Origin of the sequence: Streptacidiphilus jeojiense (assembly GCF_000719095.1) — a bacterium.
Taxonomy (GTDB): Bacteria; Actinomycetota; Actinomycetes; order Streptomycetales; family Streptomycetaceae; genus Streptacidiphilus; species Streptacidiphilus jeojiensis.
Map to the genome: position 1 here is coordinate 336783 of NZ_JOEH01000016.1, position 15134 is coordinate 351916.

General features: G+C 70.4%; 8 protein-coding genes. 6 read left to right on the plus strand and 2 right to left on the minus strand.

The window, feature by feature from the left end; all coding sequences use genetic code 11:
- Positions 1-104 precede the first annotated feature (104 nt).
- Entirely contained in the window at positions 105-4898 is a 4794-nt protein-coding gene (locus IF29_RS48575) for a DUF5979 domain-containing protein (RefSeq protein WP_084714771.1), read from the plus strand.
- A gap of 91 nt (positions 4899-4989) precedes the next feature.
- Here IF29_RS48575 and IF29_RS0122485 read toward each other — a convergent pair whose 3' ends face one another.
- Entirely contained in the window at positions 4990-5961 is a 972-nt protein-coding gene (locus IF29_RS0122485) for a MarR family transcriptional regulator (RefSeq protein ID WP_030257900.1), read from the minus strand.
- Between the two features lie 172 nt (positions 5962-6133).
- Here IF29_RS0122485 and IF29_RS48580 point away from each other — a divergent pair, with 172 nt between their 5' ends.
- Positions 6134-10078: a S8/S53 family peptidase gene (locus IF29_RS48580; protein WP_157623868.1), complete on the plus strand. Its 3945-nt coding sequence runs from the start codon at positions 6134-6136 to the stop codon at positions 10076-10078.
- Positions 10079-10206: 128 nt separating this feature from the next.
- Here the strand turns inward: IF29_RS48580 and IF29_RS0122495 are convergent, their stop codons facing one another.
- On the minus strand, positions 10207-12102 hold the full coding sequence (locus IF29_RS0122495; protein WP_030257903.1) for an alkyl/aryl-sulfatase: 1896 nt from the start codon (positions 12100-12102) through the stop codon (positions 10207-10209).
- A 205-nt stretch (positions 12103-12307) separates the two neighbouring features.
- Between IF29_RS0122495 and IF29_RS0122500 the strand changes: the two genes are divergently transcribed.
- From IF29_RS0122500 to IF29_RS0122515, 4 genes are all read left to right on the plus strand, one after another.
- Entirely contained in the window at positions 12308-12751 is a 444-nt protein-coding gene (locus IF29_RS0122500) for an SHOCT domain-containing protein (RefSeq protein ID WP_051725684.1), read from the plus strand.
- A 49-nt stretch (positions 12752-12800) separates the two neighbouring features.
- Positions 12801-13184: a phage holin family protein gene (locus IF29_RS0122505; protein ID WP_051725686.1), complete on the plus strand. Its 384-nt coding sequence runs from the start codon at positions 12801-12803 to the stop codon at positions 13182-13184.
- 16 nt (positions 13185-13200) lie between these two features.
- On the plus strand, positions 13201-13596 hold the full coding sequence (locus tag IF29_RS0122510; RefSeq protein ID WP_063757563.1) for a YidH family protein: 396 nt from the start codon (positions 13201-13203) through the stop codon (positions 13594-13596).
- Between the two features lie 106 nt (positions 13597-13702).
- Positions 13703-14980, plus strand: a complete 1278-nt coding sequence (locus IF29_RS0122515; protein ID WP_232242352.1) for a hypothetical protein — start codon at positions 13703-13705, stop codon at positions 14978-14980.
- The last annotated feature ends 154 nt before the right edge of the window (positions 14981-15134 follow it).

A 15134-nucleotide genomic window follows, 5' to 3' on the forward strand; every position in this document is an offset into this window, starting at 1 on the left:
TCTGAGTGAAAAGGTGCGGGGCGTCAGTGCCGCTGACCATTCTTCGCGGATCATCCCATTTACTGTCCGGAGAAACCCCGTGCCCTCTGCCGAAGGACCGTCACATGCGCCTGCACGCAAGCGGCCTCCACCGCCTGGCGGTGGCCGCCCTCACCTTCGGACTGCTGGCCGCCGCCCCCGGGGCGGTCGCCGCCGAGGCCAGGCGCGCCCTGCCGCAGAGCTCGGTGAGTATCACCAAGACCAATGATGCAAGCGGTCCGCTGGAGCCCGGGGACGAGTTCATCTACACCTTGCAGGGGCAGTGCTCGGGTCTGACCGTGGACTGCGTGCACTTCACCGTCACCGACGTACTGCCCGCCGGCCTGGAGGTGACCAGCCTGCCGCAGTCGAACTCCACCCGGGACGTCACCTACGTCGCCGCGACCCGCAAGCTGACCATCGTCTACAAGCAGCCGCTGACCAACCCCTCCGGGGAGACCGGACTGCGGGCCGGTCAGAGCGGCTCGGTGGAGGTCGGCATGCGGCTGCCCGCCGACACCCAGCTCAAGGACGGCACGGTGCTGCCGAACACCGCCACCGTGACCGCCGACAACGCCGCCACCAAGTCCGCAGAGAGCGACGTCACCGTCCACATCCCGCTGGTCGTCAAGCCGGTGGCCACCAAGACCTGGACCGACGGCTCGGCAGTGGCCGGCAGCGGCGAGGAGAGCACGCTCACCCTGGGCGTGCGCAACAACTCCTCCTCCTCGGCCGACGTCACCTCGCTGACGATCTCGGACACCGGCCAGCAGACGTTCGAGTACTTCGACTTCGAGTCCGCCGAGGTGACCAAGTTCCCGGCCGGCGCCGACCAGGCCCAACTGGTGGTCACCACCGCCGACGGGACCACCCACACCGGGGACCCGATCACCGCGCCCGGCGCGCTCCCCCTGCCCACCGGCGTGGCTGCCGGGGACGTCACCGGATTCCAGGTGGTGTTCACCAACAGCAACGGCGACCCACTGCCCTACGACACCGACGGCGGCAGCGTCACCGTCAAGCTGAAGCTGCGCGACACCGACCGCACCACCGGGGCCCCGCTGCGCCCCACTGACAAGATCACCGTCGACAACTGCGCCACCCCGTCCGCGCAGGAGAAGACCACCGGCAGCACGAACGGCGCCCAGGCGTGCGCGCCGTACGACATCCTGCCGAACATCCTGGTACTGGACTCCACCAAGGACTTCTTCCCCGACACCAACGGCGACTTCACCCACCAGAGCAGCGAGCATGCCGTCACCGGCGAGAACTCCCCGGTCAGCGCACTGGTGGACGTCACCAACAAGTCGCCGTTCCCGGTGAAGACCATCACCGTCACCGAACCCGACCCGAGCAGGAACCCCAGCAGCCTGGACTCGATCGACGTCAGCCAGGTCCGGCTGCGCTTCCCCGACGGCGCCACCTCGGCCACCCTGACCGTCACCTACGCCGACGGCACCACCAGCACCAACACCTACACCGCCGACACCACCGTTGACGTCGCCAAAGCGGGCACCAGCGTCACCAAAGTGGAGGTCACCTACACCGGCACCGACGCGGACGGCAACCCCACCATCGCCCCGAACGCCGACGCCGGACTGGACCTGCACGGCACGCTCAAGGACGGCGTGGCGGCCGGCACCCTGACCAACTGCGCCTCCTTCACCGGCGACGCCGGCCGCACCGACGGCTCCGGCACCGCCAGCGGCGGCGTCTGCAAGGACATGACGGTCGAGAACCCGAACACCGACGCGGGCGGCGACAAGACCACGGACCAGACCTCCGTCCCGGTCGGCCAGCCCATCCCGTTCCACCTCAAGATCACCAACAACGGCAACACCCCGTTGGTGAACCCGGTGCTGACGGACCCTCCGGCGAAGGCCGACGGCACCCCCGACTTCAGCCAGGGCAACCCCTTCTCGGTCATGCAGATCGACTCGGTCACCCTGGACCCGTCCTCCACCCCGGCCACCATCGAGCTGTGGGACCCGACCGCCAACAGCGGGGCCGGCGGCTGGGTCCCCTACAACGCGAGCGACACCGCGCTGCTGCACCGCGCCACCGGAATCCGCGTCGCCTACACCGGCGACCTGCCGCCCGAGGGCACCTTCACCGTGAACGTGGTCACCGAACGCCGGCCCGGCACCCCCGACGACACCACCTTCACCAACTGCTTCGGCATCAGCGCCGACGGCGGCTACACCACCACCCCGTCCTGCTCGGCGTCGATGAACACCGACCCGGCCTCCGACAGCGCCTCGCTCAACAAGTCGATCTCCCCCGGCCAACTGCCCAAGCCCGTCCCCGGCCTGCCGCAGCAGCATGCCGACGTGGCGCTGACGGTGGCCAACACCGGCAACATGTCAGCCAAGTACCTGCAGATGACCGACCAGGACAGCGACTTCTTCGACGCCGTGGACCTGTTGTCCATCACGTCCAACCAGATGCCCGGCGGCGCCGACCGGGTACAGATCGACGCCTACGTCAACGGCGCCTGGGTCAACGGCACCCCGTCCTCCGCCGCCGCCCTGCCGTCCGGGGTGAGCGCCGCGGACGTCACCGGCCTCCGCGTCACCTACTCCTCCACCAGCACCGCCAACGGCGGCTACGCCCTCACCCCGTGCACCAGCGGGACCAGCTGCCAGGGCATCCTGCACCTGGACGTCAGCCCGCGCGAGAAGCTGCGCAGCACCGGCGGCACGGTGCCCGACCACCTGGAGGACACCGTCTCGGGGTCCTTCCTGACCAAGCTGGAGCTGCCCGGCCGGCCGCGCCCCATCGATCCGGTCACCGCCACCCTCGACCTGGTCAAGGGCACCCCGCGGCTGGACGTCAGCAAGACCCCGGACACCGCGCTCTCCCCCGGCGAGGACGCCCCGTTCTTCCTGAAGGTCGTCAACACCGGCACCGCCAATGTCCCTGACCTGGTGGTCCGGGACAGCCTGCCGGCCGGCATCGCCTTCAACGACTCGTTCGCCGGCGACAACGGCCAGCCCTACAAGATCGAGGACCAGCAGGTGCCCACCGGCACCCCGGCGGTTCCGGCCCCGGTCTTCTCCACCACCAACAGCGGCACTCATGTCTCCATGCTGACCTGGGACTTCTCCAAGGCCGACGACGGCAAGCCGTGGGTGCTGGCGCCCGGCGCCACCTTCACCATCGAGATCCATGTGAAGCTGGAGGCCGGCGTCAACGCGGGCGACGTGGTCACCAACACCATGGGCGCCACCTCCACCGACCCCGACCTGGCCTGCGAGGGCGCCTCCCAGCGCGACGGCGCCACCTTCGGCACGGGCCTGTACTGCACCGCCACCGCCGCCCTCACCGCCAAGGCCGGGGCCAGCTTCGCCGCCCGCAAGTGGGTCTCCGGACGCGACAGCCTGGGCTGGTACAACGTACTCAGCAAGACCACCGTGCCGGCCGGGGACTCCTCCTGCCTGTCCCTCACCGGCCCAGACGGCCTGCTGTACACCACCAGCCCCTGCATCGCCCTGGTCAACCCCGGCGACCGGTACCACTACCTGCTGCGGCTGCAGAACGCCGGCACCGAGAACGCCACCGCCATGCGCGTGGTGGACCGCTTCCCGGTCCAGGGCGACAAGGGCGTCATCATCGACTCCGCCCGCAACACCGCCTGGGACCACCGGCCCACCCTGGCCACCCGCCCCGCATTGGACGGCCCCGGCGACCTCACCCTCGCCTACGAGAACGACGCCGCCGTCTGCGCCGACGACCTGAGCATGGCCGGGGCCGGCGCCGACGCCGGAGCGGCCTCCTGCCCCGCCTCCACCTGGGACGACCCGTTCAGCGCCAGGGCCAGCGGCTTCCGCGCGGAACTGACCTTCCCCACCCCGCTGGTGCCCGGAGGGTTCGTCAACCTCACCTACGCCATGGACACCCCGCTGGACGTGGCCCACAACGGCGACCCGACCATCGCCTGGAACTCCTACGCCCACAACGAGGTCACCGACCGCGCCGGCTCGGCCCGGGTGCTGCAGGCGAACGAGCCAATCCAGGTCGGCGTGGCACTCGCCTACGGTTCGCTGAAGCTGGTGAAGACGGTCGACTCGCCCTCGGCGCAGCTGACCGGCGCGCTGTCGCACGTGCCGTTCGCGTTCCACGTCACCTGCGTCATCCACCCCCAGGGACGGCCCGACCGCACCGTCCTGGACCAGGACTACCGGGTCACTGCGGCCCGGCCGAGGACCGTGGACGGCATCCCGGCCGGAGCCGACTGCTCGGTCTGGGAGACCTCGGCCCGCGGCGGCAGCACCGACCACCCCGTGAGCCGACCCGTGCAGCTCACCATCGCCCCGGGCCTGGGCACGCCCGCGGTGCAGACCGTGGAGATCGCCAACACCTTCCAGTTCGGCACGCTGCAACTGGTCAAGCAGCTCAACGGCGACGGTGCGGCCGACTTCGCGACCACCTCCTTTCCGATCGAGCTCTCCTGCGCCCTGCCCAACGGCGACGGATCCCCGAGCGACCTGGTACTGCACAAGACCTACCAGGTCACCACGGGCAAGCCGGTCACCGTCCAACCGCTGCCCGTCAACAGCCGCTGCTGGGCCCAGGAGACCGACAGCCACGGCGCGCGGCAGGTCACCGTCGACCACGGCTCGGCCGGCGATCCGGCGGTGGTCACCACCGACCCGACCACGCCGATCACGATCACCGTCACCAACACCTTCAACCGCACCCCCAGCCCCACCCCGACCCCCACACCGTCGGTGCCCGGCACCCCCGACACCCCCAAGCGCGGCGACCTGGCCGGCACCGGAGCACCGGGATACCTCGCCTTCGGCGGACTCCTGGCCGCAACCATCCTGCTCGCGGGGGCCGTACTGCACCTGACGGCGCGGAGGAGGCGACACAGCTGACCCGATGGTCGGGCCACCTGAGCCCGATCGGACCCCTCCTTCGTCATTCGCGCCGGCAGGGGGCGCCGACGGGCACGGGCCGGGGCGCCTGCTAGAGCCACCTACGGCGCATGGCCTGCGCTCCCGCCTGGAATCGGCTCGTGGCACCCAGCCTGTATGTCAGCTCGGCGACCCTGCGCCGCAGAGTGCGCCCGCTCAGTCCCAGCTGGCGCGCTATCGCCTCGTCCTTGAGACCGGCGTTCAACAAGTGGAGAAGGGCGCGGTCCTCGTCCGACGCCTCACCGGGCGAGGCGGACGGCGACGGGTCAGTGAAAACGGGGGTGGCCGCTGCCCAAGTGGCCTCGAAGAGGTCGACCAGCGCGTCGCACAGTGCCGATCGGCGCACGAACACGGCGGCGGTGCGTGCGGCCTCCGCTCCCGCGGTCAGCGGCAGCATGGCGTCGCGACGGTCCACCAGCACCATCTTCATCGGGACCTGCGGTACGACCCTGGCCTGCTCGCCCAGGGCGACCATGGCCTGCAGGCACTCGACGAGCGACGGAACCTCCAGAACCTCCGTGGCGTAGATCGCTCGCACGGGGATGCCGCGTGCCAACACCAGCTGCTCGGTCTCGGACGCGCTGGCGTGAGGATTGACGTACGGAGGAGCGTCGAATGCCATGACCTCCACCTGGGCACTGGCGATCAGCTCATGGACACGGCGGCTGATCTGGGTTGAGCCCTCGATGACTTCGACCAGCCGGTGCGGGTCGGTACGCAGGGCGCGCTCGTGGTATCTGCCGGCATAGGTCTCGACAGAGGAGGCCACCCGCTCCAACTCGGCCTGACGGGAACGGATCAGTGCGGACAGGCCGGCCCTAGGGTCGACCGCCATATAGCTGCGGGCACGGCCGGGGGCTGGGGCGACCAGACCAGCGGCGACCAGGTCGTCCAACGCCCGACGCGTGCGCTGCGGCGAATGCCCCAGCTCCGCGGCCATGGCGGCAGCGGTGAAGAACTCCTGGTGCAGCAGTAGTTCATAGGCGCGTTCCGCGACGTCGTCCACGCCGATCGACTCCAGCACCAGCTGCCTCCCCAGCAATTTGTCAACGACAGAAACAAAAGATCGAGGCAGTGAGCATATCGGGTTGGCCAGATGTGGCCAGCGGCCGGGGCAGGCCACCCCTGATCCCACCGACGGCAGGCGCGACCTGGGAGGGTACGTGCACCCCCCGTTGTGGTGACAAGGAGTGGAAGTGTCGTCAACAAGACGTCGAAGGACCGGTATACGCACGGCGGCCGCGACCGCCGTGCTGGCCACGGCCGCGGCCATGACCGTCGCGCCCGTGGCCAGCGCGGACACCGGAAGTTCGGGCACGGTGCGGCTGACCGCCGCCAAGCTGGCCGAACTGAGCGCCAAGTACACCCCGCGTTCGGACGGCACGCCCGGCCTGGTGGCCGCCGCGGCCGAGTCGACCGGGGCCGACTCGGTGAACTCCAGCAGTTCCACCGGCACGAGCTCCGGCTCCTCCTCGTCGGCTGCGACCGGTACGAGCAGCAGCACCACCTCGGCGTCCAGCGGCATCACGACTGAGAGCAGTTGGGAGACGGCGCGCGGCGCGGCGTCCACGCTGGCGCTGGGCGGTACCGCAGACTGGGTCTCGGTGTTCTCCGGCGGCGGCCTGACCCGCTACGACGCGGCGGGCAAGCCGGTGTGGAACACCACCGGTGAGCAGCTGTACAGCGACTGGGGCGTCAAGCCCCAGACCGCGTACCTGGACCAGCCGTTCACCGCGGTCATGTACGAGGGCTACGACCCGTACCAGCCCGGCGCCACCGGCAGCCACCCCTACGCCCAGGCCGACTTCAACCACGACGGCGTCGCCGACGTGGCGGTGGCCTACAACGTGGGCTCCAGCCCGTACCGGCCGTTCACCGCGTCCGGCTCCGACGTGTCCACCGGCACCTTCGTCTCGGTCCTGGACGGCCGCACCGGCAAGATGCTCTGGCACACGCTGGTCCCCGGCACGGTCGGCTCGCTGCTGGTCGAGGACGGCAAGCTGATCGCCGCCGACGAGACCGGCCCGGACTGGACCTACAACCCGGTCGCGACGCAGGGCAGCAGCCGCTCCTCGCTGCTGGCGTACTCCTTCGCCGTCGGCAAGGGCGGCGCCCTGACCGGCAGCACCGCCTGGACCTACTCCACCAAGGCCCCCTGGGCCAACTGGGGCGACCTGACCGCCATCAGCGGCGGCCGGCTGGTCACCAGCTGGACCGACACCCCGATGGGCCTGGGCAACCCCCGCCCGGCCGACGGCCACGTGCTCGTGGTCGACGCCGCCACCGGCAATGCCTCGGTGGACCTGAAGACCCCCGGCTACCCGCGCCTCATGGCCCAGCAGCCGGGCTCGCAGAACATCCTGGTCGCCGAGCAGAACGACCCGCTGGACGCCGTCCGCTGGGACCTGACCGCGATCAACTCGGTCACCGGCAAGCGCACCGTCGTCGCCTCGCGCAACGGCACCATCCCCGAGGCCTTCGTCGTCAACCCGACCCCGCACGGCCACGAGGCCGCCATCGCGGTCGCCGAGCTGGGCATCAACGCCGACCTGAGCGACGGCCAGTCCACCATCTCCGGCCTGGACGGCAGCGGCAAGACGCTGTGGAGCTACCGGACCGCGAGCACCGTGGGCAACGCCAACGCCCCGACGCTGTCCCTCACCTTCGACCCGAACGGCAGCGGCGAGGTCTATGCCGCGGTCAGCGACGCCACCGCGATGACCCTCACCAACCCCGAGGGCATCTACCACAACCAGCTGCTGGCGTTCAACGCGAGCAACGGCTCGATCGACTGGAAGCGGGACGGCGACGCCGTCGGCGACCAGGTCATGCCCTACCAGGGCGGCATCCTGACGGTCGGTTACGACCTGACGGCGAACCGGTTCCTCGGCAACAGCGGCAAGTCCGTCACCGAGCCGCTGCTCGGCGACAACTACTCCGCGGTCTCCGTGGACGTCAACGGCGACGGCGTGAAGGACCTGGTCGTCGCCGGCCAGAGCCACGGCGTCTTCGCCCTCGACGGCCGCACCCTGAACGACCCGACCCCGCGCATCCTGTGGGACACCCCGGTCAGCGCCGCCGTGCACCAGCTGAAGCTGGCGACCGTGGCCGACAAGCACGGGCACACCGCGCAGCGCATCGTCGCCTCCACCTCGCACGGCATCGCGGTCCTGGAGACCGACGGCCGGCTGGACAGCGACGTGACCACCGGCGCCTTCCAGTACGGCACCGCCGTCACCAACGGCGAGATCATCGCCAACGGCACCGCGGGCGTCTCCGCGTACACCGCCGACGGCACCACCAAGTGGACCTACAAGCCCAGCGCCGCGGTCGGCAAGAACGTGGCGTACTCCACCGCCACTGTCGACGTCGACGGCCGTCTGATCCTGGAGTACGGCGGCGTGGCCGCCGGCTTCAACAAGGGCGTCACCGACCCGGCCCCCACCGCCGTGTCGCTGGACGCGACCACCGGCAAGCAGATCTGGTCCGAGCAGCCCAACACCGACAACGCGGCCTGGATCCAGGCGCAGGCCGGTGCCTACGCCAGCGCCGACATCCCCGGCACCAACGGCCACGGCGTGGCCCTGGCCTGGGGCGCGGGCAAGATCTACGAGGACCACGAGGTGCAGATCCTCGACAGCCGCACCGGCAAGGTCGTCACCACGCACCTGTCCCCCGGCGCGCAGACCTTCAACGGCTTCACCACCTCGAAGACCTACGGCCTGATGGAGCTCCACTGGTACGAGATGACGGTCTTCCCGGCGGACGGCTCCGCGGCGTACGACGTGCACACCCTGCCGAACAACCAGCAGGGCGCGTTCACCACCACCAGCGACGGTCACGAGGTGTTCGTGGGCGGCGTGGGCGGTCTGGAGGAGTACAGCCTGCCGCTGCCGAACGACGGTGAGTACCTGAGCCCCGACAGCGAGACCTTCTCCGAGTTCGCCGGCACCGTCACCCCGATCGGCGCCGCCAAGGACGGGGCGACCCAGCTGGTCGGCCTGCCCTACGACTGGACCGCCTACGCGCTGTCCGTCTCCGTCGGCGGCTTCGGCGTGGACTCCTTCGCGACCGACAGCTACTACCACGGCGTCACCGTGAACGAGGTCGTCGGCAGCGGCAAGGCCGCCGCCGCTCCGACCACCACCACCGCCACCGCCACCGACGCCACCGCGGCCCCGGTCACTGAGCAGACCGTGGGCACCGGCGCCGCCACCACCTCGCTCAAGATCAAGTCCAAGACCCTGGCGACCACCATCAAGGCCGACGCCGGCACCGCCGACGCCGCCGCCGCGATCCGCGGCTACACCCCGCAGCAGATCCAGGGCCGCCTCGGTCTGACCGGTGACGGCACCGGCCAAACCATCGCCATCGTCGACGCCTACGACTACCCGAACGCGCAGTCCGACCTCAACACCTTCTCCGCCCAGTTCAACCTGCCGCAGACCTGCGGCAGCACCAACGCCACCAGCGACTGCTTCGACTTCTCGGTCAAGTACGCCGCCGGCAGCCAGCCGGAGGCCGACTCCAGCTGGAACGAGGAGGCCGCGCTCGACATCGAGTGGGCCCACACCGTCGCCCCGCACGCCAAGATCGTGCTGGTCGAGGCCGCCGACGCCTCGGCGCAGGGCCTCTACCAGGGCATCGACGTGGCCTCCACGCTGGACCCTGCCGTCATCAGCAACAGCTGGGGCATGCCGGAGTTCTCCGAGGAGCCGTTCTACGACGCTCACTGCGACCTGGCCGACTCCGTCTGCACCCAGTCCACGGGTGACGACGGCTACCCGGCCGGGTACTCCTCCACCAGCCCCTACGCCCTGGCCATCGGCGGCACCAACATGAAGCTGGACGCCACCGGCAACACGCTGAGCGAGTCCGCCTGGTCCTCCACCGGCGGCGGCCTCAGCTACTTCGAGAAGGAGCCCGCCTACCAGAAGGGCGTCCAGTCCTCCGGCGCCGGCAAGAACGGCGACACCGCCCACACCGACGTGTACGCCCTCGGCAGCAAGCTCAACGACGTGACCACCGGCTCCAACGGCCTGTGCGGCACCGAGTGCACCGCTGGCCCTGGTTTCGACACCGTCACCGGCATGGGCTCACCCCTCGCCGGCGTGGACACCGCTCTCGCGGCCATGAAGTAACACCCCCAGTGCCCCGGGGTCGCTCCCACCGCTCGGGAGCGGCCCCGGTCCTGCCCCACCTTCGGTGGTGCGGGCTGTTGCCGTGCCGCGGGCCCGGTCGCCTCAGTGCGACCGGGCCCGCGGCACTGTCAGGGAGTGACGATGGCGAAGTCGGGATCGGGGTCGCTGAGACATCCCAGCAGTTCGGTGAGTTTGGTGGGATCGCCGGACAGTTGGGCGCGGTTGGCCAGATCGGAAGGGGACAGCTCGCCGAGGAGGACGGCGCGCAGGTCGGCCTCGGAGAGGGTGATCTCCACATGGGCATCACCGCTGCTGGTAGTGGGGCTGATCCGGTGGGACAGCACGCCATTGCGCAGGCGCATGAGGATCGTTGGGCCGTCAGTGAGGTTCCAGCGCACGGTGATGTCCTTGTCCCAGCACCGGGGGCCGTCGACGCGGATGGCGAGGGCGTCGAAGAGCTGGTCGAGGGTCAGCGCCGCCAGGACGTCCGCGGAGGTGGTGGCGGTGGGGGTGCCGACCGATCCGTTCCGCAGCTCGTAGGCGCCCATGAGGTAGAAGTTGCGCCAGGTGCCGTTCTCGCTGCCGTAGCCGAGCTGTTCGAAGGCGTCGGCCTGCAGGGCCCGGGCCTCGCTGTTCCCGGGGTCCGCGAAGACGACGTGGTTGACGACCTGGACCACCCAGCGGTAGTCGCCCTCGGCGAAGGAGCGGCGGGCCTGGTCCAGGACCTTGTCGGCGCCGCCCATGAAGGCCACGTACCGGGCGGCGGCCTCCGCCGGCGGGTGCTCCCACAGGTGGGCCGGGTTGCCGTCGAACCAGCCCAGGTAGCGCTGGTAGATCGCCTTGGTGTTGTGGCTGACCGACCCGTAGTAGCCGTGGGTGTGCCATGCACGCTCCAGCGCCGGGGGGACCTGCATGCGCTCGGCGATCTCCGGGCCGGTCAGGCCCTGGTTGAGCATCCGCAGGGTCTGGTCGTGCAGGTAGGCGTAGACGTCGTGCTGCTCGGACAGGAACCGCTCGACGCCCTCGCGTCCCCAGACCGGCCAGTGGTGGGAGGCGAAGGCCACCTCGGTGCCGTCCAGGAACAGGTCCAGGCTCTCCGACAGGAACCGGGCCCACACGTGCGGGTCGCGCACCTGCGCGCCGCGCAGCGTCAGCAGGTTGTGCAGGTTGTGCGTGGCGTTCTCGGCCATGCACAGCGCCGCCCGGTCGGGGAAGTGGATGTTCAGCTCGGCGGGGGCCTCGGTGCCCGGGGTGAGCTGGAAGTCCATCCGGACCCCGTCAACGGTCTCGACCTGACCGGTCCTGGTGACGGTGACCGTGGGCGGGATCAGACTGACCGAACCTGTGGACAGCGTCTGCCCCAGCCCCGCACCCACCTGACCCTGCACCCCGGGCGGCAGCGCCGCGCCGTACATGTAGGCCGCGCGCCGGTTCATCGCGGCGCCGGCGTAGACGTTCTCGCTGACCGCGTGCTCCAGGAAGCCCTCCGGCGCCAGGACCGGGACACCGCCGGCGACCTCGTCCTCGCTCACGACCCCCTTGACGCCGCCGAAGTGGTCGGCGTGGCTGTGGGTGTACACCACCCCCCTGACCGGTCGCTCGCCCCGGTGCGCCCGGTACAGCGCCAGACCCGCGGCGGCGGTCTCCACCGTCAGCAGCGGGTCGATCACCAGGACGCCGGTGTCGCCCTCGACCAGGGTCATGTTGGACAGGTCGAAGCCGCGGATCTGGTAGACCCCCTCGGTCACCTCGAACAGGCCGTCGTGGATGACCAGCTGCCCCTGCCGCCACAGGCTCGGGTTGACGGTGTCGGGGCACTCGCCGCGCAGGAAGGCGTAGGCGTCCAGATCCCACACCACGCGCCCCTCGGCGTCGCGGATCTGACGATCCTCCCGGGTCCCAAGCAGACCCCGGGCGGCATCCTCGAAGTCCTGGGTCTCACCGAACGCGAACCGCTCCAGCAACGCCTTGTTCGCCGCCAGAATCGAGGACTCCACGCCTTTGGCCTTGCCGTCCTGTGCCATCCCGCTCCCCTTCGCCCGTGCCCTCGACTCCGAGGGCATTGCGACCACCCTCGCCGCACCCACCAGAGCCGGCCAGCCGACCTACGGCATACGGATGACGGCTGCAGTGGCACCCGCTCGACCGCCGAGGGATCCGGAGGCGATGGGCGATTTGCGGTGATATCAATACATATAGATTCATCGAGCCTGGAGGATCTGGCGTCGCATGACGCGAGGTCAGGGACCCGGCACCGGCGACAGGAGTCTGGCCGTGAACTATCCCCTGCTGGACGCATTCTGGACCATGCTCTGGTTCTTTCTGTGGATCATGTGGTTGTTCCTGCTGTTCCGGATCATCGGGGACATCTTCCGCAACCACGAGACCAGCGGCTGGAGCAAAGCGGCCTGGCTGATCCTGGTGATCGTCCTGCCGTTCCTCGGCGTCCTCGTCTACGTGATCATCCACGGCGGCGACATGAGCCGGCGCGACCTGGCCCAGGCCCAGCGCCAGCAGGAGGCCTTCCAGGACTACGTCCGCCAGGCAGCCGGCACCGGCAGCACCCCCGGGGCGGGGAACGCGGACGAGCTGACGAAACTGGTCGCCCTCAAGGAGCAGGGCGCACTCACCGAAGCGGAGTTCCAACAGGCCAAGGCGAAGATTCTGGCCTGACGGTGAACACCCCGCGACGACACCGCACGGCGCCAGGGAGGAGACCCTCTTGATCAAGCACGGTGTGGTCTCCCTGCTCGTGCTCGCCGCCACCTTCCTGCTGTGCGGCTGGCTGCTGCCCGGCATGACCCTGCAGGGCGGCCTGCTGGGCGTGCTGTGGACGACCGTGCTGTTCGCCGTCGTCAACCTCGTCCTCGGCGGATTCCTCAGAACCGTTGCCCGACCACTGGTCTGGATCACCTTCGGCCTGTTCCTGTTCGTGATCAACGCCATCACGCTCAAGGTCACCGCGCTGGTCACCTCCGACCTGCAGATCCACGGCTTGGGCACCGCGCTGTGGGCCGCCCTGATCATGTCGGTGGTCGGTGTCGCTGTGCGGCTGGTCCGGCGACACACCGCCAGATCGCCCCAGCAGGGCCCCGCCGAAGCGTGAAACGGAGAGGCAACGCATGGCGACCGGAGAACGACCGCCTACGCCGGAGTCACCCGGCGCCGAAGTGCCCTGGCAGGAGCAGGGCGAGGAACCGGACTACCGTGCCACCCTCGCCAACGAGCGCACCTTCCTGGCCTGGACCCGAACCAGCCTGGCCCTGCTGGCCGGCTCACTCGCCGTGGTCCAGCTCGGCCAGGCCACCCCCACTGCCCTGCGGCTGGCCCTGGCCGCCTACCTGATCGCCCTCGCCGTGGGCACCGTCCTGGTGGGATACCGCCGTTGGCGCTCCGTCCAGCACCGGATGCGGCTGCGCCAGCCACTGGGCCGGGCCGGGTACCAGCCACTGATCGCCCTGGCCATGCTGGTGCTGGCCGTCCTCATCTGCGTCAGCGCTGCCGTCACTGCTCCGTGAGCCCAACGGATCAGCCGCGGTCGCGGATGGTACGCGCAGCCCGTTGACTGGGCGTCCGAACCGTCGAGGCGCTTGCGGCGGGAGCGATGGGAGAACAGGAGTGACTGTGGGCCAGGACAACGATGCGGCGGAGGTCTCCCGGCTGCGGCAGCAGGTTGCCGAACTCTCCCGGCCGCACCACAGACTGCGCTCGGCCGGGGCCGCCGTGCTGCTGGTGCTGGCGTTCGTGCTCGCCCCGCTTGCCGTGGTCGCCTCCTGGACGGCGGGCATCATGGGCGACACCGACCGCTATGTCGCCACCGTCGGACCCCTGGTGGACAGCCCCGCCGTGCAGTCCGCCGTCGCCGCCCGAGCCTCCCAGGCCGTTACCGGGCACCTGGACCTGCAGACCGTGCTCCAGCAGGCCGCCCCGCAGGACCGGCCGCTGATGGCCAAGGGGCTGGGCAGCCTCGCGGCCCCGATCGAGAACGCCATCGGTGGCCTGGTCCAGAAGGAGGCCCTGGCGGTGGTGTCCAGCTCCTGGTTCCACACCTTCTGGACCGACGCCAACCGGCGCATCCACAGCACCATGGTCAAGGCCCTGACCGGGCAGGGCGGCGGTGCGGTCCAGCTCACGGACGACTCCGTGGTGATCGACCTCGGCCCGGTGGTCGAGCAGGTCAAGCAGCGGCTGGTGGACTCCGGGCTGACCGTGGCGGCGAGGATCCCGCAGGTGCACACCTCCTACACCGTCCTGGACGCGCAGCACATCGGGGCAGCCAGGACCGGCTTCCGGCTGCTCCAGATCCTCGGCAACTGGCTGGCCGTCCTGGTCGCCGTTCTCGCGGCGGCGGCGGTGTGGCTGGCGCGACGCCGCCGCCGCGCGCTGGTGACCGCCGCCCTGGCGATCACCGTCGGAGTCCTGCTGCTGGGCCTGGGCCTGGTCGTCGCCCGCGCGCTCTACCTCGACAAACTCCCCGCCGGGGTCTCCCCCGACGCGGCGGCGGACATCTTCGACCAGCTCGTCCACTTCCTGCGCACGGCGGTGCGGTCGGTGGCCGTCCTCGGCGCCGCTGTGGCCCTCGGTGCCTGGCTCTCCGGACCGGGCCGCCGCGCCACCCAGTTCCGCTCCCTGAGGACCTCCGGCATCGACGCCACCCGCCGCTCCGCCCAGTCCGCCGGCCTGCGCCTCGGCCCGGTCGGCCGCTTCGTCCACCACTGGAAGCGCTGGCTGACCTGGACCGTCCTCGCCGCCGGCGGCCTCACCCTGGCCCTGTGGTCCTACCCCACCGGCTGGGTCGTCACCGGCATCGTCCTGGCAGTGCTGTTCGCCCTGACCGTTGTCGAGTTCCTCGACGAGGGAGCACAGCCCGGGGACGCCGCTCCGGGTGACCCCGCGGCATGACCGGCACAGCGGCCCGTTCGGCCGCAGCGTCACCATCCCGAGCGCGGCTTCGCCGCACACCGTTGGCGGCCCCCGCACGCGGGACTGCGCGGTCGCGGACATGCTGGTCGTACATGGCTTCGGGGTGTCAGCGGATGTGCACAGGAGGTTTCGC

Excerpts from the sequence above, each read along its gene's own strand:
- IF29_RS48575 (WP_084714771.1), top strand. The coding sequence starts at position 105 with ATGCGCCTGCACGCAAGCGGCCTCCACCGCCTGGCGGTGGCCGCCCTC.
- IF29_RS0122495 (WP_030257903.1), bottom strand. The coding sequence starts at position 12,102 with ATGGCACAGGACGGCAAGGCCAAAGGCGTGGAGTCCTCGATTCTGGCG.
- IF29_RS0122500 (WP_051725684.1), top strand. The coding sequence starts at position 12,308 with ATGACGCGAGGTCAGGGACCCGGCACCGGCGACAGGAGTCTGGCCGTG.
- IF29_RS0122510 (WP_063757563.1), top strand. The coding sequence starts at position 13,201 with ATGGCGACCGGAGAACGACCGCCTACGCCGGAGTCACCCGGCGCCGAA.